Here is a 16,354-nt window from a genome sequence, read left to right on the forward strand (position 1 = left end):
CCTTGAAGGATGCGGATTGCAACCGAATGATTTGAGCGAGGATCATGGCCGAGGCCGATAGCGGAACCGTCGATCTGGAAATCATCGTCCAGGATGCGCAAGAGGGCAAGAAGCGCGAGCTTCGGCTGTGGTTGCGCATGCTGTCGACGACCAAGCTGATTTCGCAGGAAGTGCGTCGCCGCTTGCGCAACGAGTTCGGCGCGACCCTCCCGCAGTTCGACCTGATGGCGCAGCTCTATCGCGAAAGCGACGGCCTGCGCCTTGGCGAACTTTCCAAGCGCACCATGGTCACGAACGGCAATGTCACCGGTCTGGTCGAGCGGCTGGAGAGTGACGGCCTCGTGGTTCGCGAGACGCCCGACGGCGACCGCCGCGTTACCGTGGCCAAGCTGACGCCGAAAGGCGAGGAACTGTTCGGCGCCATGGCAGCCGCCCACGAAGGCTGGCTACGGGACATGATGGCGGATGTCGATCCCGCCATCATAGCGGAGCTCTGGGCCGACATCGGCGCCGTCAAATCCTCGGTGAACGATCACTTATCGGGCGCCGCGTTCGACTGATTGCTACCGGCTATGCTTGGCTTCACGATTGCCAGCCAATGCTATAGGGTTCTGTTTGCATGGAGCCCAGCATGAACCGGATGAATGCACTGACAGCAAAGAGACGTGCGACGCGGCAAGAGCTTGCGTCGGCGGCAGTCGTGCGCATTTTGCATGAGGCCAGCAGTAAGGGCATCGACGTCACGCTGGTCGGCTCGCTCGCGAAAGGCGATTTTCGCGCGCATTCAGACGTCGATCTCCTTGTCCGCGGGTCGGTGGATTCCAAGCGCCGCCTGCTGATCGAAAGATTGGTCGCAGATGGCATGCGCGGTCCCGGTATTCCTTACGATCTCATCTTCGAAGATGACTTGACTGAAGATCGCCGTCAGGAGCTTCTTGATGGCATCGTTTAGCCTACCGGTCTTTTCGAGACTTTCCCCGAAGATCGCCCGCGCCGAGCATGAGCTGGCGCAGATGGCGGAATATTATGCGAGCCATTCGGATCAGGTGGCAGCTGGAGACTGGGGAGCCATGGGGGCGGTCTCCTCCGGTGTCCACAATGTCTACAACGGGATCGAGGACATTCTTCTCAGCATCGCGAGAGACGTGGATGACTCCGTGCCGGCAGGCCCTTCAGCGCATCAGGATGTTCTCGATCAGATGGCGGCGCAGGTTGCCGGAACGCGTCCGGCTTTATTGGATACAGGCCTCTACGAAGCCTTGGTGGAACTCAAGGGATTTCGCCATCTGGTACGCCATAGATATGGCTTTGACCTCAAGCCCGAGAAGGTCATCGAGAACCTTGATCTTCTCCAGAAGGTGTTCCCCGCTTTCATCGAGGCGGTGGTTGAACTGGAGAAGATAATGAGGGAAGGCGACGATCTTATTCCCCGACCGCCGCGTTAGCGCGTGCGCTCAGCCTTGAATTTCTTCTCCAGCAGGCTGACGAGCCGGACCATCGGCCAGAGCAGGATGATGTAGACGATCGCAGCACCGATCAGCGGTGATGGATTGGCGTAGAGCGCTTGTGCATCCTGGCCTTCCTTCAGCAGTTCCGGCAGGGCGACGGTCGATGCGAGCGAGGTATCCTTGAACATGGAGATGCAGTTGCTCGTGGTCGGCGGGATGACGATGCGCAGCGCCTGCGGCAGCACCACTTTGTAGAGCGTCACCAGGAAGGGGATGCCGAGGGCGGCGGCGGCCTCGAACTGGCCGCGCGGTACGCTTTCGATGCCGGAGCGGAAGACCTCAGCCGAATAGGCGGCCATGACGATCGAGAAGGCCATGACGGCCGAGGTCCAGGAATCCAGACGGATGCCGAGGAAGGGCAGGGCGTAGTAGATCAGGATCAGCACGACCAGGACAGGCGTGGCGCGCAGGATATCGATGTAGCCCACGGCGAGATACTGCAGGGGCTTCGGCGCATAGAGTCGGATCAGGCTGATGACGAGGCCGCCGGGGACGCCGATGATGATGCTCATGATGCCAAGCAGCAGGGTGTTCCACAATCCGCGCATGAGAGCGGGAAAGGCCGACATCAGGACGTCAGTATTGAAGAAAGTATCGACGAGCGACATGGGCATTCCTTACAGGCGCGACGAAACGAGGACTATCACGAAAGTGCCGGCCGTTGGCCGGCCGGCACAATGTTTTGCACATTGATCTTTTGATCACGCCTTCGGGATGGGAGCTTCCGTAACGGTGGACGATCCTGCGGGAGCGGGATTGCCGAACCACTTCTGGTGGATCTTATCCATCGTGCCGTCCTTCTTCATGGACGTGATGGCGTCGTTGATCTTGGTGACCAGCGGCGAATCCTTGGTCATCATTAGGCCGTACTGTTCGCCGGTCTTGATGCGGTCCTTGATCGCGAAGCCCTTCATTTTCACGAAGAGGTACTGCATGCCGGGAACGTCGCTGACGACGGCGTCGACACGGCCTGCGCCGAGATCGAGGAACATGTCCTGCTGGCTGTTATAGCCCTTTACGTCAGCAAAGCCGTTGGCCGCCTTGTTGTCGTTGACCCATTTTTCGCCGGTCGAGCCGGAGAGAACGCCAACGGTCTTGCCCTTGAGATCGGCGATGCCCTTGACGGCGCTGCCGTCCTTGGTGGCGACGCCCATGTCGGAATCGTAATAGGGCTGCGTGAAGGACTGCGACTTCAGGCGCTCGGGCGTGATCGTGATCGAGGAGATCGCGACGTCGATGCGCTTGGAGCTAGTAGCGGCGAAGAGTGCCTGGAAGCCGTAATCTGCAATGTTCGTCGTCATACCGGCGCGCTTGGCGGCCTCATTGACGATGTCGACCTCGAAGCCTTCGAAGCTGCCGCTGTCGGTCTTGTATTCGAAGGGCGGGTTATTCGGGTAGGAGCCGACATTCAGCGTGTCGGCAGCATAGGCACAGGAAGCACCGCCGGCGATGCCGACGGCGGCTGCAAGCGCCAGAAGATTGCGACGTGTAAAGTTCATTCGTTAGTCTCCCTCTGGTTTTGACCCGCAGACACGATCTCCACGGGGTATCGCCGGCCGCCGCGAGGGCGACCGTCATTTCATGGCGTCGACCATGCGATCGAGCGCTGTTCGGATTTGTCCGATGTCCCTGAAGATACACATGCGCAGGAAGGCGCGCGAGCTATCTCCGAAAAGATAACCGGGGGCGAGGCCAACGCGCGCGCTATCGAGAATGCGGGCGCAGGCGGCGCGCGCATCTGTCTCGCCTTCGAGCGCGAAGAAGGCATACATGCCGCCGCGGGGCTTGTCCGGCAGGATCATGCCCGGGATCTGCGGCAGCTTTTCATAGGCAAGATCGAGGCCGGCCTTGATCTTCGTGCGGATTTCCTCGACCAGCGGTTCGCCATCGCGGATCGCAGCCAATGCACCGGCCTGCACCATACCCGCCGTGCCGCTGTTGATATACTGCGTCATGGCGGCGAGCTGGTCGGCGACGCCGGACGGATGTGTGAGCCAGCCGATCCGCCAGCCGGTCATCGCCCAGGCCTTGGAGAAGCTGTTGATCGAGATGACGCGATCGCCATCCTCGGCGATCTGCAGGATCGAGGGCGCGACGATGCCGTCGAAATAGAGCCGGCCGTAGACCTCGTCCGAGATGATCCAGATGCCGGTGCGGCGGCTGAAATCGAGCAGCGCCTTCATCTCCTCGCGGCTGGCGGTCCAGCCGGTCGGGTTCGACGGCGTCGAAAGGAAGATCGCCCGCGTGCGGGCGTCGCAGCGGGCGAAAAGCTTGTCGAGGTCGAGCCGCCAGTCGGTGTCGAAATCGAGTGCGACGGGGCGTGGCTCGCCGCCGATCAGGTGGATGGCATTGTGGATGTTCGGCCATTGCGGCGCGACGTAGACGACGTTGCTGCCGAGATCGACCAGCAGCTCCAGCGCGATATAGAGCGCCTGCATGCCGCCCGGCGCAATCGTCGTGCGCTCGATCGGGATCGAACAGTCGTGAAGCCTCGACTGGTATTCCGACAGCGCCTCGTTCAGCGGGCCATAGCCGCGCATGTTCGGAATGTAGAAGGTCGCGCCGTCGTCGAGCGCCTGTTTCGCGGCCTCGCGGATGAAGGCGGGCGTGACCATGTCGCCTTCGCCATACCAGAGCGGAATGACGCCGCCGAGTTCGCGGGCGCGCATGGCAAGCTCGGCGATGTTTTCCGTATGCAGGTCGCGGATCTGCGCGCGAATGCCCTCGAAGGCATGGCGGGCGCCGTCAGTCTCGGCGCTATAAGGCGGTTGAAAGGACAATGAACTTTCCCTGAAAGCCTGACATGAAAACTATCGCCCGCCGCTCACGGCGACGGTCCGAGCGCTCCTTATTTGGAATGGTTATCCAAAATCGACGGCATTTCAAGAGAAAAAGTTTAAGCTTAAAAAATCTCCCTTCGAGATATATTTCATCGTTCGCTTATCTTCATATAACATTCTGAATTATTTCAGTTTTATGCTGATATTGGTTTGGTGCCGAGATGGCGCGCCTGTGCCAGTCCCGATGCAAGCGAGGCCCCCAGGAACATCGTATCGCTCGCCAACATGAAGAAGCTGATCCCGGCATTCGACCACTCCGCGATATCATCCGGCGAGGGGCGGAATATCCCGACGGTTCGGCCCGTATCGAGCGCTGTTCGCGCGATGGTGCGGATCGCGTCGTCGAGCTTGCCCTTGCCTGCCGGACCCATGGCGTCGATGGAGACGGAGAGATCGCCGGGGCCGATGAAAATGATGTCCACACCCTCGACCGCGGCGATCTCGGCAATGTTGGCAAGGCCGTCTGCGGTCTCGACCTGAATGGCAAGAACCAGTTCTTCATTGGCTTTCGCGAGATAATCGGGAATGCGGTAGCCGTAGGCGGCTGCGCGGCCCGGGCCGACGCCGCGGTTGCCGATCGGCGGATAGCGAGTCGCCATGACGGCGGCTTTTGCCTCCTTCGCAGATGATACCCGCGGTACCAGCACGCCCGCCGCGCCGGCATCCAATACCGCCGCAATCTGCTCCTGTCCGTGACCGGGAACGCGAACCATGGCTGGAACGCGATGGACATCGGCGGCGCGGATCAGGTCCTCGATCCGCTCGCGGCTGATCTGCGAATGCTCCCAGTCGATGCAGAGGAAATCCGGTCCGGCCTGCGCCGTCACCTCGATCGCGACGGGGTGGGGGATTGCGGCGAAGGGGCCGACGAGCAGGTCGCGGTTGAGGCATTGCTGACGGAAATTGCTCATGGGCGGTCCTTCGAAAATCGATATTCCTTTCGGTAAGGGATAGCGCCAAAGGTAATCGATGCGAAGTCTCAATCTATTTTATGCTTGAAATATTCTTGGCGGACCGTACCGTTCTGACGGCAGGCTAGGAGGAGGCGCAGGCATGATCAAACAACATCCGCTCAAGGGTTCCAACCGGCTGAAGCTCGGTGTCTTCTCGGCCAATGCCGACGGCGGTCTTGCCATCACCGATGTTCCGGAGCGCTGGACAGCGAGCTGGCAGGACAATCTGACCGCGGCCCAGATCGCAGATCGCGCGGGCCTTGAATTCTTCTTGCCGATCGCCCGCTGGCGCGGCTTCGGCGGCAAGAACCGGGTTCGGGAATGGTCGTTCGAAACCTTCACCTGGGCGGCGGCGCTCGCGGCCGCGACCGAGCAGATCGGTCTTTTCATGACTGTGCACGTCCCGCTCTTGCATCCGCTTTATGCGGCCAAGTCGCTGGCGACCGTCGATCACATCAGCCAGGGCAGAGCGGGGCTCAACATCGTCTGCGGCTGGAATCCCAAGGAATTCGGCATGTTCGGCGTGCCGCTGGTCGAGAAGGGCTATGATCAGGCGGCCGAATGGCTCGATATCGTCGAGCGGGTCTATGCGTCAGACGAGCCGGTGGATTTCAACGGTAGCTATTACGCGCTAAAGGGTGCCGTCAGTCGCCCCGCAAGCCTGCAGACGCCGCGTCCGGTGACGATGAATGCAGCCTTCGGCGGCCCGGGACGGGATTTCGCGGCCGGCCATTGCGATTATCTCTTCACCACCTTCACCGAGATATCAGACGCCGGAAAGCATGTGGCCGATATCGGTGAACGCTCGGCAAAGCAGGGGCGAGAGGTCGGTGTTTATACCGTCTGCCACGTGGTCTGCCGCGAAACCCAGGCCGAGGCGGAGGATTATTACACCCGCTATGCCGTCACCATGGCCGACCACGCCGCCGTCGATGACCACATGGCCGGAAAGAAGGAATTCTCGCAATCGCACGACCGTGACGCCTATGACCGCTATCGTCAGCGCTTCGCCGGCGGCGCGGGCAGCTATCCGCTGATCGGCACTCCGGACAAGATCGCTGAGGAGATGATCGCGATCGCCGAACAAGGCTATGCCGGCATCGCGCTCTCCTTCGTGAACTACACGCAGGAGCTTCCCTATTTCTGCGACCGGGTGCTGCCGATCCTGAAAAAGGCCGGCTATCGTGGCTAGGCGTGCGGAGATTACGGGGCTTATTCTCCGCATTCTTTGTGGAGATGGCGCTGTTAGCCGCCGTTGATGTCGGCGATCTCGCCGAATTGGGCGAGCAGGCGCGGCGAAGACATGTCGCCGCTTTCTTCGTCGACGATGACGGCATAGGCGGCTACACCGACGAAACGCTCCGACATCGACAAAGCGATCTTTTCGGCGCTGACCGCGTTCGATGCCTGGCGCATTTCGCCGGGCACCAGATTGCCGCGGTTCTTGCGGTAGGGGATGACTATGAATTTTTCCGCATTTGCCACGGCATTTTTCCCAGATGATCGTTCGTGCAATGTTCTGATTTGATCCGGGAAGTCAATCGCCGTCTCTCATATGTAGGCAGTCAAGCCAAGAGAGAATGCGGTGGCGAGAGTTGTTCGGGCGCTCGCCACCGCTTCAGACACGCGGCTTATTTGCGCCGCGCGATGATGTCGCCGAGGACCTTGTCGAAGCGGGCTGCCTCCTCGACCTTGTTGTAGTGGACCATGGAGATGCGGAGCGCACCCTGTTCCATCGTCAGGCCGAGGCGCTTCATCAGGCGCGGGGCGAACATGTGTCCGTCGCGCAGGCCGATGCGGGCTTCGCCCATTTCCTTGGCAATGTCCTGCGGCGTGATGCCCGGGATGTTGAAGCAGATCGTCGGCACGCGGCCGGCAACCTTGTCTTCATCGGATATGCCATAGATGACAGCGCCATGGCGCTTGAGGATCGACAGCAATTCGCGCGAAAGCGTCATTTCATATTCCCGGATCGCGCCCATCGCAGCGACGAGTGCGTCGCGGCGGGAATGTTCTCCGGCCGGCAGGAAGCGACGGCCGAGGGCTTCGAGATATTTCACGGCGGCGTTCATGCCGGCGACGTTTTCATAGGTGAAGGTGCCGACTTCGATCTTGTAGGGCGGAACGTCGGGGATGAAGTCTTCCTTGAAGGTCGGAAGCTTGACCAGCGCGTCATAGCGGCCCCAGAGGAAGCCCATGTGCGGCGAGAAATTCTTGTAACCGGAGCAGACGAGATAGTCGCAGTTCCAATCCTGGACGTCGATCAGGCCGTGCGGGCCGTAATGGACGCAATCGAGGAAGACCTCGGCGCCGGCGGCATGGGCGATTTCGCCGACGGTCTTGACGTCGACGATCGTGCCGATCGAGTGGGCGGTCACGGTGCAGGCGACGAGGCGGGTCTTGTCGTTGACGAGCGGCTTCAGGTCTTCGGTGTGAAGCGTGCCGTCCTCGCGCATGCGCCACCAGACGATCTTGGCGCCATCGGCTTCCAGCGCCAGCCAAGTGGCGATGTTGGCGTCGTGGTCCATGTCGGTGACGACGATCTCGTTGCGCTCCTTCAGCATCTTGGCGATGCCGAGGCTGACGAGGCGGATGAAGGAGGTGGCGTTGAGGCCGAAGGAGATTTCTTCCGGACGATAGGCGTTCACCAAAAGGCCGACGCTTTCGCGGCCTTCGTCAAGGTTGCGGTCGACGCCCTGGCTGTGCTGATACTTCGCCATGCGCTGGACGTTGTAATCGACCAGATGCTCGGCAACGGCGTCGACGACCGATTGCGGCACCTGGGCGCCGCCGGCATTGTCGAGGAACACGAAGTCGCCGGCCTTCCGGATCGCCGGGAACATGGCGCGGATTTCATCGACGGGGAAGCTGTTCTGGCCGGTGAACTTTGCGGACGGGGAAGCGCTCATGGGCGGGGCCTCTTTGGACTTGGAAACGGAATGTGAAGGCGCGGGACAAGACGCCGATCGCCAGCGTTGATCATTTGATCACAAGATATTTTATAGTTCAACTAAATTCGTGTCATCCATTGGTAACGGCGTGCGGCGAAGATCCACTATCTGCCGAGTAGGGGACTTGCCTGATGGAAATCCCTGATGGCTGGCGATATGGTTCGATGCAGAAGCGAAGCAACGTGAAAGGACACTCGATGTCAACTCCAAGCCGGATCGGGAACGAATATCTTACCGTCGATGTCTCCTCTCTCGGCGCCGAAATGCAGGCGCTGACCACCAAGGACGGCCGCTCCTGGCTGTGGAACGGCGATGCGGCATTCTGGACCGGTCGTTCGCCTATCCTGTTTCCGATGGTTGGCAGGGCGCCGGAAGATACGGTTACGATCGACGGCAAGGCCTATTCGATGGGCCAGCACGGCTTTGCCCGCAGAAGCGAATTTGTGCTTGCGGGTTCCTCACCGACCATGTGTCGCTACGAACTCGCCGCGTCGGATGCCACGCGGGCAGTCTATCCGTTCGAATTCACGCTTGCCGTAGAACATGCGATCGAAGGTCGCTCGCTGACGGTTTCGGCCGAAGTGACCAATCGTGACGAAAAGCCGATGCCGTTCGGGCTCGGGTTTCATTCGGCCTTTGCCTGGCCCCTGCCGGGCGCATCGGCGGATGCGGCTCATACGATCACGCTCGATAATGGCGCCGAGCCTGCTCTGGCGCGGCTGGAGGGTGGACTGGTGCGTCCGGGCGCCTTGCCTTCGCCCTTTGCTGCTGGCCGGCTGGTGCTGGATCATTCGATGTTCAACGAAGATGCGATGATTTTTCCGCAGGGCGCGGGCAACGGTCTGCGCTATGCGGCGGAGGGCGGTCCCGCGATGCATTTCAGCTTCGAAAACCTGCCCAACCTTGCGCTATGGCAGAAGCCGGGCGCGCCCTTCCTTTGCATCGAACCATGGCATGGCACGGCAGCCGAGCTTGGCGGTTCGAACGACCTTTCGAAGCGCCCCTACAGCCAGACCCTGGTGCCGGGCGCCAAGAGCCGCTTCGCGTTCACGCTTGAGATTTTGGGCTAGGGCGATCCTAATTCGTCCCAGTTGGACTCTAGCTTCGGCGAGCTCCGGCTGACGTCTTTCGAAACGTCGGCCGGGCTGCTTGCTGAAGCGTAGCCGGTTACAGCTATTTATTCCGGGACCACGATCATCGCTTCGACCTCTGCCGAGACCGGCGCTACTCCCCGCTGGCTAAGGAGCCGGTGGACGGCTGCGGCTAGGAGGATGACCATCAGGCCCAGCTCTACCATGATGGTTGTGGTGCCGGCGGTCAGGTAAAGGTTCGAATGCTGCAACGTCTCGGCAAAGACCGCGCCGAGTATCGCCGGCCCGAGGCCAAGCGAGACCTGCTGCATGGTGGCCAGCATTGCGCTGCCCGAGCCGGCATGCTCGTGCGGCACATCGGCAAGACCTGCCCTGTAGAAGCAGTTGACGATGAATGCCTGGCCGAAGCCGATCAGGGCGGTCGCGGGAATGAGGTTGACGAGACCGGGGTTCGGCCAGACCCATTCCAGCGTGACGATGAGCAGGCAGAGCCCCACCATCTGGATCAGGCAGCCGGCGACCAGCACGGCTTCGCGGCGGACGTCGGAAAGCCGCGGCACCACGACGACAGCGGAGAGGAAATAGGAGGCGCCCAGCGCGATCAGGGCATCGCCGGATTGCAGCGGCGTCAAGCCCGCGCCGCTTTGCAGCGTCAAGGCAAACACGAACATGAAACCGCTCCACGACGTGAAGAAGATGATCGCGATCAGCCCGCCAAAACGCATGCTGGATATGCGCACCAGCGAGGGTGGCAGGATCGGGAAACTGCCGCGCTCTTCCTTGCTGCGCTCTATCCGCCAGAGCAGCGCGGTCAGCGGCAGGATCGGCACGTAGCCGAGCAGGCAGGTCCAGCTCCAGTGCAGCGAGGGGCCGAGCGCCGTCGGCAGCAGGATCGACAGCGTCAAAAGGGCGAGCGTGATAGTGCCGGACCAATCCACCGGCACGTTCCTCTGGCCGCGTGTCTCGGGCACCTGACGCCAGACGCACAAGAGAATCAGCACGCAGATGGGAAGGTTGATCAGGAAGATGCTGCGCCAGCCGGAGCCGGCGATATTGGCCGAGATCAGGAAGCCTCCCAGCACCTGGCCCACGATGAAGGCGAGGCCGCCGATTGCGCCATAGAGTGCAACGGCGCGCGCATGATCCCGCCCGCTCAGCGTCACATGGATGGTGGCAAGGATCTGCGGCACCATCAGTGCTGCCGCAAGGCCCTGCAAGGCGCGTGCGGCGACCAGGAACATGACCGAGTTTGCCACTCCGCACAAAAGCGAGGCGAGCCCGAACATCACGACAGCGATGGCGAAGATCCGCCGGCGACCGAAATTGTCACCCAGGCGCGCGCCCATGGCGAGGCAGATTGCAAAGGCGAGGCCATAGGCCGAAACGAACAGTTCGAGCTCGGTTTCGCTGGCTTTGAGGGAGGCGGATATGGCAGCAAGGCCAACGTTGATGATGGAAAAATCCAGCTGCAGCAGCAGCTGGCCGGCGAGCAAAATCACAAGGCCGAACTGGCCAAGGCTGATTTTCGCGGAAGACATGGCGACCTCTAGGGGGAAATGGAAAATAGCGGTTTCCCGCTTTCTATACCAATGTTAGACTGGTACAAGACCCGTAGTTAGACTGGTATAAATAATGCCAGGCTGGAGGCTCGCATGCACGGAATGTTCGATGTAGATCTCAACTACGCCTCGTCGCGGGCGCAGGAGCTCGGCGATATGCTGCGCCGGCGGCGGGAAAGCCTCGATCCCAATAGCCTTGGCCTTTCGCGCAGTGGCCGCATCCGTACGCCGGGATTGCGGCGGGAAGAGGTTGCGACACGCGCGGCTATCGGAATTACCTGGTACACCAAGCTGGAGCAGGGGCGTCCCATCAAGGTTTCGCCGCGCGTTCTCAGCTCCGTGGCGCAGGCGCTGGATTTCACCGATGTCGAGACCGAGCATTTGTTCAGGCTGGCTGGCCTGTCCGCATCGCCCCTGTCGGCGCCGTCTTCCGTCTGCGAGCCGCTTTCCGCGTCCAGTCAGGCCATCCTCGATCAGCTCTGCCCCTATCCGGCCCTTATCCAGACCAAGCGTTACAATATTCGCGGCTTCAACGAGGCCTATTGCCGTCTGGTTGGCGTCAATCTCAACGCCATCCCGCCGGAGGACCGAAACTGCATCTATCTTGCCCTGATAAATCCGGCATGGCGCGCCAGCCTTGTGAACCCGGAAGAGGTGGTCGCCAACATGGCCGCCCTCTTTCGCGCCTCCATGGGGGAACATCTCGACGATCCCTTGTGGGAGCGTCAGCTGGAACGCTATCTGGCTGCATCCGAGCATTTCCGCACCACCTGGCAGCAATATCAGCTGCGTGGAGTCGAGAATATGGTGAAGCTCTTCCGCGCGCCCGATGGATCCATTCTCACCCTGCAATCCAACAACTGGTGGTCCACCCCTGGCCATAACGATCGGATGATCGTCTACACGCCGGTCAATGACGAAAGCGCTGCCGGGCTGAAAGCGATGATGAAGAGGAAGAAGGCCTGGTGAAGCACTTTCGCTGAAGGTGATTTAGCGGCAGGAATCGGGGGTGTTGCTCAGCGCCGCAATCCGGAGGCGGGGCTCTTGAGCCGCTGCTCCTCGTCGGTTGCCGGGCAGTAGTCCCGCAAAATCTCGTGAGTGCGGCGGATATCGTTGATGACAGCGTCGCGGGTGCGCGTCACATCGCCGGCCTTCAGTGCTTCGATAATGGCGAGATGCGGGTCGGCAGGATCGATCTCGCCGCTCCTCATAAGCGGCTCGACCGAAGTGGAAAGCATGCGCATGTAGGGGCCGAAGCGAAGCCACAGCGTCTCGATCAACTGCAGCAGCACTTCCGAGCCGGAGGCGCTGTAGATGGTGAAATGGAATTGCTGGTTCTTCGCCATCAGCTCGTAGACGTTGCTGTTGCGGCCGATCGCATGCTGCTCGGCGGCGATCGTCTCAAGCTTTTCGATATCCTTGGCCGTCAGGTGCGGCACGCCGAGTTCAGTCGCCAATCCTTCAACGGCGATGCGCGCCCGGCAGAGATCGTCGAGCCGCGCTCGTGTCACCATCGGAATGCGCGCCGAGCCGTTCGGGGCCACTTCAAGCGCATTTTCCGCCGCAAGCCTGCGCAAGGCTTCGCGCACCGGCATATTGCTTGTGCCGAAGGTTTCGGCGAGGGAGGCGATCGTCAGGGTCTGGCCCGGATCGAAGTTGCCGGCCATCAACGCGTTGCGCAATTGCTGGTAGACGCCCTCCTGGATGGTCGTTCGGGAGGATACGGGCTCCAATGCAATGCGCATGCTGTCAGTCCTTCTCCGCAGGCGATTCAATTCGAAACGTCATCCTAGATCGAAGGATGGCCGGAGGGAACAGAGCAGTTGAGCGAATTCTGAAGCACTGGCTGCCTACTGATGGTAACTGCCGATATCCCCGAAAGCGTAACCGCGCTGTTTCAAGGCATCGATCAATGCGGCCAGTTTTTCTCGTCCGTTGAACTGGTCCTGAAACATCTCGTCATGCATCAGTAGGATCATCTTTCCTGGTCGGACGAACTTGTTGTAGCGGAAAAGATGGTCGATTTCGCTCACGAGCGTATCGACCGACTGAACGGGCTTGCCGTCGTTGCTGTGGATCCACTCGAAATCCCATCCGTAAAGATAGAACCCGGCCTCGGAGACGAGTTCGTAGTCCAGCCATTCCCGCTGCCATTCGGCGACATTGATCGACAGGTCTTCGGTGGCAATATGCGGCAGGCGGAACACATCGCGTCCCGGCAATCGTGCGTTGACGATCGGCGAGAGGCCAAGCACCTGATTGGCGTGCAGCATGTCGGAAACGACAGCCCGGGTGTTGGAATAAAACACCCTGTAACGGTTATTGGCGTGGGTGTAGCTGTGGTTCCCCAATGTCACCAAAGGCAAGGCCTTGGCTTGTGCCAACAGCTCGCGCCCCCGAGGACTGGTCTCGACATGAAGGCCGACCATGAACATCGCGGCGGGCACGTTTTCCTGCTTCAGGACCGAGAGGACATTCTCCGTGCCTTGCAGGGGGCCATCATCGAAGGTCAGGTAGATCGTTCTGTCGGTCGCCAAAGCTGTGGTGGAGCTGGCGAAGACGAGAAATGCGGAGGCAAGCAATGTTTGAAATATGTTTCGCGGAAAATCGTATCGACCCATTGGTGCCTCGCCCCGAATTCCCGGCAATCTGGCATATCGGTACCAGCAAAGGAAGCCGACGGCGGGTGCGGGGCCAACGTGTCGCTGAAGGATCCCGGGAGATGAATTCGGTCGGTTGGCGTGATGCAATCATGCAAGCGTGGCCCGGAATATTCATGATCGGTAATCTTTGCCCCTTCTCGCCACGATGATGACCAAATTCCGTGGTGTTCCCGCATTCCTGCAATAGGGAACAGTATCGGGCATGAACTGGATCAATCGCTATATCGACCATCCTTTGCTGGATGGCGCGGCTGGGTCGCTTCGGGCCTGGCATCTCTATACCGGACAGCCGCCGGAACGGCTGGAGCCGGTCTGGAATATCGTCGTTCTTGCCTTTCTGCTAGTTATCAGCGGGCATTTTCTGGATGGCCGCGCGCTTGTCCTCAGTGTCGCAGCACTTCTCATGCTGGCGCTGCCGTCGGCATGGCGGCTTATTTCCTCTTCGCGGCGGGGCGGGCAGGGCTACGGCGCACGGGAGTACAAGACCCTGAGGGCGCGGGCGATTTTCAACCGCGAGGCCCAGTGGGCGCTGAGGGTCATGGTTCTCTTCACATCCGCCTGCCTGCCGTTCCTGGCGCATACGAGCGATCCGGTCGGTGCGGCGTTCCTGCTCGGCGGCAGCATCTGGTTCGTCCTGACGGCGCCTGCCAAATTCTATCTGGATGCGGCCGAACCGCCCATGCCGAATGACGGCGACCGGGCATTCCGGAGCAATCTTCAGTTCGGCTGATTGCCCGTTCTTCAAGTCCAGCTGCGGCCGGCGACCATGCTGGCCGGCGATCTTTCGTCCTTGCGTTGAAGCAATCGGGAACCAATTTCGCAGGTCTCCGTTATCTTCGCAGCAGACGCAAAGGAGATCGCAAATGCTTTATTATGCCTTGGTATTCCTCGTTGTTGCCCTGATTGCCGGTGTACTTGGCTTCGGTGGTATTGCCGGTGCTTCGGCATCGATCGCTCAGGTTCTGTTCTTCATCTTCCTGGTGCTGTTCATCGTGTCGCTCGTCGCGCGCCTGATGCGCCGGGTATAGCTCGAACAGGAACGAACTGCCCGAATAATAAACAACCGGCGCATCAAGCGCCGGGTGTTGCCATCTTGGCGACATCAAACGGCCGGGCGCGCTGCGAGCCCCGCCAAATAGTTTTCCGCCTCTTCCCAGCCATCTTCGCGTGTCGAGAGGCCGATATAGCCATCGGGACGCACGATGAGCAGCGTCTCTTCGTGTGGAGGCGTTCTCGGGTCGGCGGCCAGCAGATGCGGATATCGAGCTGTCAGCTCGGCCCCTTTTTTCCCGTCGGTTGCATAGAGCACGAAGCGCGGCTCGCTGCCGGCGCCGGGAGGAGCGCCGGCATATTGTTCCGGTGCAAGCCGTGCGCCAGCTCCTCGGCCATGGGACAGCGGGCTTCTTGTATATTCGATCTCGATCTCGCTCATGGTCGCCGCCATCTTGTTGCGAACCATCTGGAAGCCGAGCAGGGTATGGAAGGCGAGATTGCGCAGCGCCTGAGCTGCCGGGTTACTGAGCGTTCCGATATCGGTGAGCAGGGTGGCGTTACGCAGCACCATATCTCCGACAACGGTCCGTTCCGGACTATAGCTGTCGAGCAGCGAGCTATCGGCCTGTTCGCGCATGACCATCGCTAATTTCCAGGCGAGGTTGATCGCGTCCTGCATGCCGGTATTCATCCCCTGGCCGCCTGCCGGGCTGTGCACATGCGCGGCGTCACCGGCGAGGAAAGCCCGTCCGCGCCTGTAGTCGGAGACCTTGCGCTCGTTGATCCGGAAATTGGAAAGCCAGACCGGATCGGTCGGCCGAAAGCCGCCGCCGGCGCGACTGTCGATCATGGACTGAACGTCGGCGAGGGTCGGATCGGGGCGCGGATGCGTCGGGTCGGTCTTGCCGACGGTTGCGATCACGCGCACGCGACCGCCCGGTATCGGGAAGATCACGAAAGGCCCATCCCGGTGAAGATATGTCGAGATTTCGTCCGCGGCCGGTGCCGCATCACCTTCGAGCCGCACGTCGGCCAGCATCCAGTCGTCTCCCTGGGCGGAGCCCCGGAATTCGACGCCGAGGCCATGCCGAACGGCACTATGGGCTCCGTCGCAGCCGATGAGCCAGGGTGTTTTGACGTTCTCCTGCCTGCCGTCGGCATGGCGCAAGGTTGCTTCCATGTGGTCGCCGCCATCCGCAAAGCTGATGAGTTCAACCTGGCGTTCGACGGTCACGCCGAAGCTTGAGAGGTGAGCGGTGAGCAGGCTTTCCGTATCGCTTTGCGGGATCATCAGGGCATAGTTATAGGCGCTTGCGATCTCGTCGAAATCGGTGTGGCCGAGAACGCGGCCCCCGCTGCGCATCGAGGCGCGCTGAGCACGCAGTCCCTTGTCGAGGAAAGCCTGTGTGCAGCCCATGCGGTCCATGAGCTCGAGGGTTCGCGACCAGACGACCAATGCCTTTGATGTCCGCGTCGGTTCCGGGTTACGATCGATGAGACGGACCGGAACGCCATAGCGCGCCAATTCCGCCGCCATGGTGAGGCCCACCGGCCCTGCGCCGACGATCAGGATCTGCTGCATCTCTTCCCTCCTTTTTAGGATTTCATCCTCGGCTATACCCCCGGCGAGTGACAGCAAATCTACATGAGGCCTTGGGCGAAGGACAGATTTTGCGCGACCGTTAGCCGCGATGATCGCGCCGGCTATACCGAGACGTGCGTGGGCCTTATCATGTGCGCTCAGATATGTAGCAGGCAAAACGCGAACCGCCGGCCGGTGCGTTCGAAATCATCGG

At 60.8% G+C, this 16,354-nt stretch carries 18 protein-coding genes; 8 read left to right on the plus strand and 10 right to left on the minus strand.

Annotated elements, in window-relative coordinates; all coding sequences use genetic code 11:
• Positions 1–44 precede the first annotated feature (44 nt).
• The 3 genes from EV561_RS05690 (at position 45) to EV561_RS05700 (ending at position 1,445) form a co-directional block, all read left to right on the plus strand.
• Positions 45–560, plus strand: coding sequence for a MarR family transcriptional regulator (locus tag EV561_RS05690; protein ID WP_132518528.1), 516 nt, complete (start codon positions 45–47; stop codon positions 558–560).
• Positions 561–631: 71 nt separating this feature from the next.
• A complete protein-coding gene (locus EV561_RS05695; protein ID WP_132518530.1) occupies positions 632–952 on the plus strand; it encodes a nucleotidyltransferase domain-containing protein in 321 nt (106 codons plus the stop codon).
• Positions 939–1,445: a hypothetical protein gene (locus EV561_RS05700; RefSeq protein WP_245512593.1), complete on the plus strand. Its 507-nt coding sequence runs from the start codon at positions 939–941 to the stop codon at positions 1,443–1,445. Before EV561_RS05695 ends, EV561_RS05700 begins: the two co-directional genes overlap by 14 nt.
• Here the strand turns inward: EV561_RS05700 and EV561_RS05705 are convergent.
• From EV561_RS05705 to EV561_RS05720, 4 genes are all read right to left on the minus strand, one after another.
• Positions 1,442–2,116, minus strand: a complete 675-nt coding sequence (locus EV561_RS05705) for an amino acid ABC transporter permease (protein WP_132518532.1) — start codon at positions 2,114–2,116, stop codon at positions 1,442–1,444. The two genes, EV561_RS05700 and EV561_RS05705, sit on opposite strands and share 4 nt — an antisense overlap.
• Before the next feature lie 93 nt (positions 2,117–2,209).
• The gene (locus EV561_RS05710) at positions 2,210–3,007 is read right to left on the minus strand and encodes an ABC transporter substrate-binding protein (protein WP_132518534.1); all 798 of its coding nucleotides are present in this window, start codon (positions 3,005–3,007) and stop codon (positions 2,210–2,212) included.
• A 75-nt stretch (positions 3,008–3,082) separates the two neighbouring features.
• Complete coding sequence (locus tag EV561_RS05715; protein ID WP_132518536.1) at positions 3,083–4,288, minus strand: pyridoxal phosphate-dependent aminotransferase; 1,206 nt, start codon at positions 4,286–4,288, stop codon at positions 3,083–3,085.
• 194 nt (positions 4,289–4,482) lie between these two features.
• Complete coding sequence (locus EV561_RS05720) at positions 4,483–5,259, minus strand: aldolase/citrate lyase family protein (RefSeq protein ID WP_132518538.1); 777 nt, start codon at positions 5,257–5,259, stop codon at positions 4,483–4,485.
• Positions 5,260–5,401: 142 nt separating this feature from the next.
• On the opposite strand from EV561_RS05720, the gene EV561_RS05725 reads away from it, so the two are divergent.
• Positions 5,402–6,493 carry an LLM class flavin-dependent oxidoreductase gene (locus EV561_RS05725; RefSeq protein ID WP_132518540.1) on the plus strand — a complete coding sequence of 364 codons (1,092 nt, stop codon included), beginning with the start codon at positions 5,402–5,404 and terminating at the stop codon, positions 6,491–6,493.
• 53 nt (positions 6,494–6,546) lie between these two features.
• Here the strand turns inward: EV561_RS05725 and EV561_RS05730 are convergent, their stop codons facing one another.
• Positions 6,547–6,786, minus strand: a complete 240-nt coding sequence (locus EV561_RS05730) for a hypothetical protein (RefSeq protein ID WP_132518542.1) — start codon at positions 6,784–6,786, stop codon at positions 6,547–6,549.
• 146 nt (positions 6,787–6,932) lie between these two features.
• Positions 6,933–8,210, minus strand: coding sequence for a cysteine desulfurase-like protein (locus tag EV561_RS05735; protein ID WP_132518544.1), 1,278 nt, complete (start codon positions 8,208–8,210; stop codon positions 6,933–6,935).
• 239 nt (positions 8,211–8,449) lie between these two features.
• On the opposite strand from EV561_RS05735, the gene EV561_RS05740 reads away from it, so the two are divergent.
• On the plus strand, positions 8,450–9,322 hold the full coding sequence (locus EV561_RS05740; RefSeq protein ID WP_132518546.1) for an aldose 1-epimerase family protein: 873 nt from the start codon (positions 8,450–8,452) through the stop codon (positions 9,320–9,322).
• 107 nt (positions 9,323–9,429) lie between these two features.
• Here EV561_RS05740 and EV561_RS05745 read toward each other — a convergent pair whose 3' ends face one another.
• Positions 9,430–10,881 (minus strand): MFS transporter, encoded by a 1,452-nt coding sequence (locus tag EV561_RS05745; RefSeq protein ID WP_132518548.1) that lies wholly within the window; start codon positions 10,879–10,881, stop codon positions 9,430–9,432.
• A gap of 114 nt (positions 10,882–10,995) precedes the next feature.
• Here EV561_RS05745 and EV561_RS05750 point away from each other — a divergent pair, with 114 nt between their 5' ends.
• The gene (locus EV561_RS05750; protein WP_132518550.1) at positions 10,996–11,871 is read left to right on the plus strand and encodes a helix-turn-helix transcriptional regulator; all 876 of its coding nucleotides are present in this window, start codon (positions 10,996–10,998) and stop codon (positions 11,869–11,871) included.
• A gap of 47 nt (positions 11,872–11,918) precedes the next feature.
• On the opposite strand, the gene EV561_RS05755 is transcribed toward EV561_RS05750, so the two are convergent.
• Both EV561_RS05755 and EV561_RS05760 read right to left on the minus strand, forming a co-directional pair.
• Positions 11,919–12,647 carry a GntR family transcriptional regulator gene (locus EV561_RS05755; protein ID WP_132518552.1) on the minus strand — a complete coding sequence of 243 codons (729 nt, stop codon included), beginning with the start codon at positions 12,645–12,647 and terminating at the stop codon, positions 11,919–11,921.
• A gap of 105 nt (positions 12,648–12,752) precedes the next feature.
• Positions 12,753–13,523: a polysaccharide deacetylase family protein gene (locus EV561_RS05760; protein WP_132518554.1), complete on the minus strand. Its 771-nt coding sequence runs from the start codon at positions 13,521–13,523 to the stop codon at positions 12,753–12,755.
• Between the two features lie 244 nt (positions 13,524–13,767).
• Between EV561_RS05760 and EV561_RS05765 the strand changes: the two genes are divergently transcribed.
• Together EV561_RS05765 and EV561_RS05770 are read left to right on the plus strand one after the other, a co-directional pair.
• The gene (locus EV561_RS05765; RefSeq protein WP_132518556.1) at positions 13,768–14,295 is read left to right on the plus strand and encodes a hypothetical protein; all 528 of its coding nucleotides are present in this window, start codon (positions 13,768–13,770) and stop codon (positions 14,293–14,295) included.
• Positions 14,296–14,428: 133 nt separating this feature from the next.
• On the plus strand, positions 14,429–14,593 hold the full coding sequence (locus EV561_RS05770; protein WP_132518558.1) for a DUF1328 domain-containing protein: 165 nt from the start codon (positions 14,429–14,431) through the stop codon (positions 14,591–14,593).
• Between the two features lie 74 nt (positions 14,594–14,667).
• Here the strand turns inward: EV561_RS05770 and EV561_RS05775 are convergent, their stop codons facing one another.
• On the minus strand, positions 14,668–16,176 hold the full coding sequence (locus EV561_RS05775) for an FAD-dependent monooxygenase (RefSeq protein WP_281024832.1): 1,509 nt from the start codon (positions 16,174–16,176) through the stop codon (positions 14,668–14,670).
• Positions 16,177–16,354: the final 178 nt, after the last annotated feature.

The sequence above is a fragment of the Rhizobium sp. BK376 genome (assembly GCF_004341625.1).
Classification (GTDB): Bacteria; Pseudomonadota; Alphaproteobacteria; order Rhizobiales; family Rhizobiaceae; genus Rhizobium.

Bases quoted from the DNA above. Each gene is read 5' to 3' on its own strand.
- EV561_RS05690 (WP_132518528.1), top strand. From the start codon at position 45: ATGGCCGAGGCCGATAGCGGAACCGTCGATCTGGAAATCATCGTCCAG.
- EV561_RS05695 (WP_132518530.1), top strand. From the start codon at position 632: ATGAACCGGATGAATGCACTGACAGCAAAGAGACGTGCGACGCGGCAA.
- EV561_RS05700 (WP_245512593.1), top strand. From the start codon at position 939: ATGGCATCGTTTAGCCTACCGGTCTTTTCGAGACTTTCCCCGAAGATC.
- EV561_RS05705 (WP_132518532.1), bottom strand. From the start codon at position 2,116: ATGTCGCTCGTCGATACTTTCTTCAATACTGACGTCCTGATGTCGGCC.
- EV561_RS05710 (WP_132518534.1), bottom strand. From the start codon at position 3,007: ATGAACTTTACACGTCGCAATCTTCTGGCGCTTGCAGCCGCCGTCGGC.
- EV561_RS05720 (WP_132518538.1), bottom strand. From the start codon at position 5,259: ATGAGCAATTTCCGTCAGCAATGCCTCAACCGCGACCTGCTCGTCGGC.
- EV561_RS05725 (WP_132518540.1), top strand. From the start codon at position 5,402: ATGATCAAACAACATCCGCTCAAGGGTTCCAACCGGCTGAAGCTCGGT.
- EV561_RS05735 (WP_132518544.1), bottom strand. From the start codon at position 8,210: ATGAGCGCTTCCCCGTCCGCAAAGTTCACCGGCCAGAACAGCTTCCCC.
- EV561_RS05740 (WP_132518546.1), top strand. From the start codon at position 8,450: ATGTCAACTCCAAGCCGGATCGGGAACGAATATCTTACCGTCGATGTC.
- EV561_RS05745 (WP_132518548.1), bottom strand. From the start codon at position 10,881: ATGTCTTCCGCGAAAATCAGCCTTGGCCAGTTCGGCCTTGTGATTTTG.
- EV561_RS05750 (WP_132518550.1), top strand. From the start codon at position 10,996: ATGCACGGAATGTTCGATGTAGATCTCAACTACGCCTCGTCGCGGGCG.
- EV561_RS05755 (WP_132518552.1), bottom strand. From the start codon at position 12,647: ATGCGCATTGCATTGGAGCCCGTATCCTCCCGAACGACCATCCAGGAG.
- EV561_RS05760 (WP_132518554.1), bottom strand. From the start codon at position 13,523: ATGGGTCGATACGATTTTCCGCGAAACATATTTCAAACATTGCTTGCC.
- EV561_RS05765 (WP_132518556.1), top strand. From the start codon at position 13,768: ATGAACTGGATCAATCGCTATATCGACCATCCTTTGCTGGATGGCGCG.
- EV561_RS05770 (WP_132518558.1), top strand. From the start codon at position 14,429: ATGCTTTATTATGCCTTGGTATTCCTCGTTGTTGCCCTGATTGCCGGT.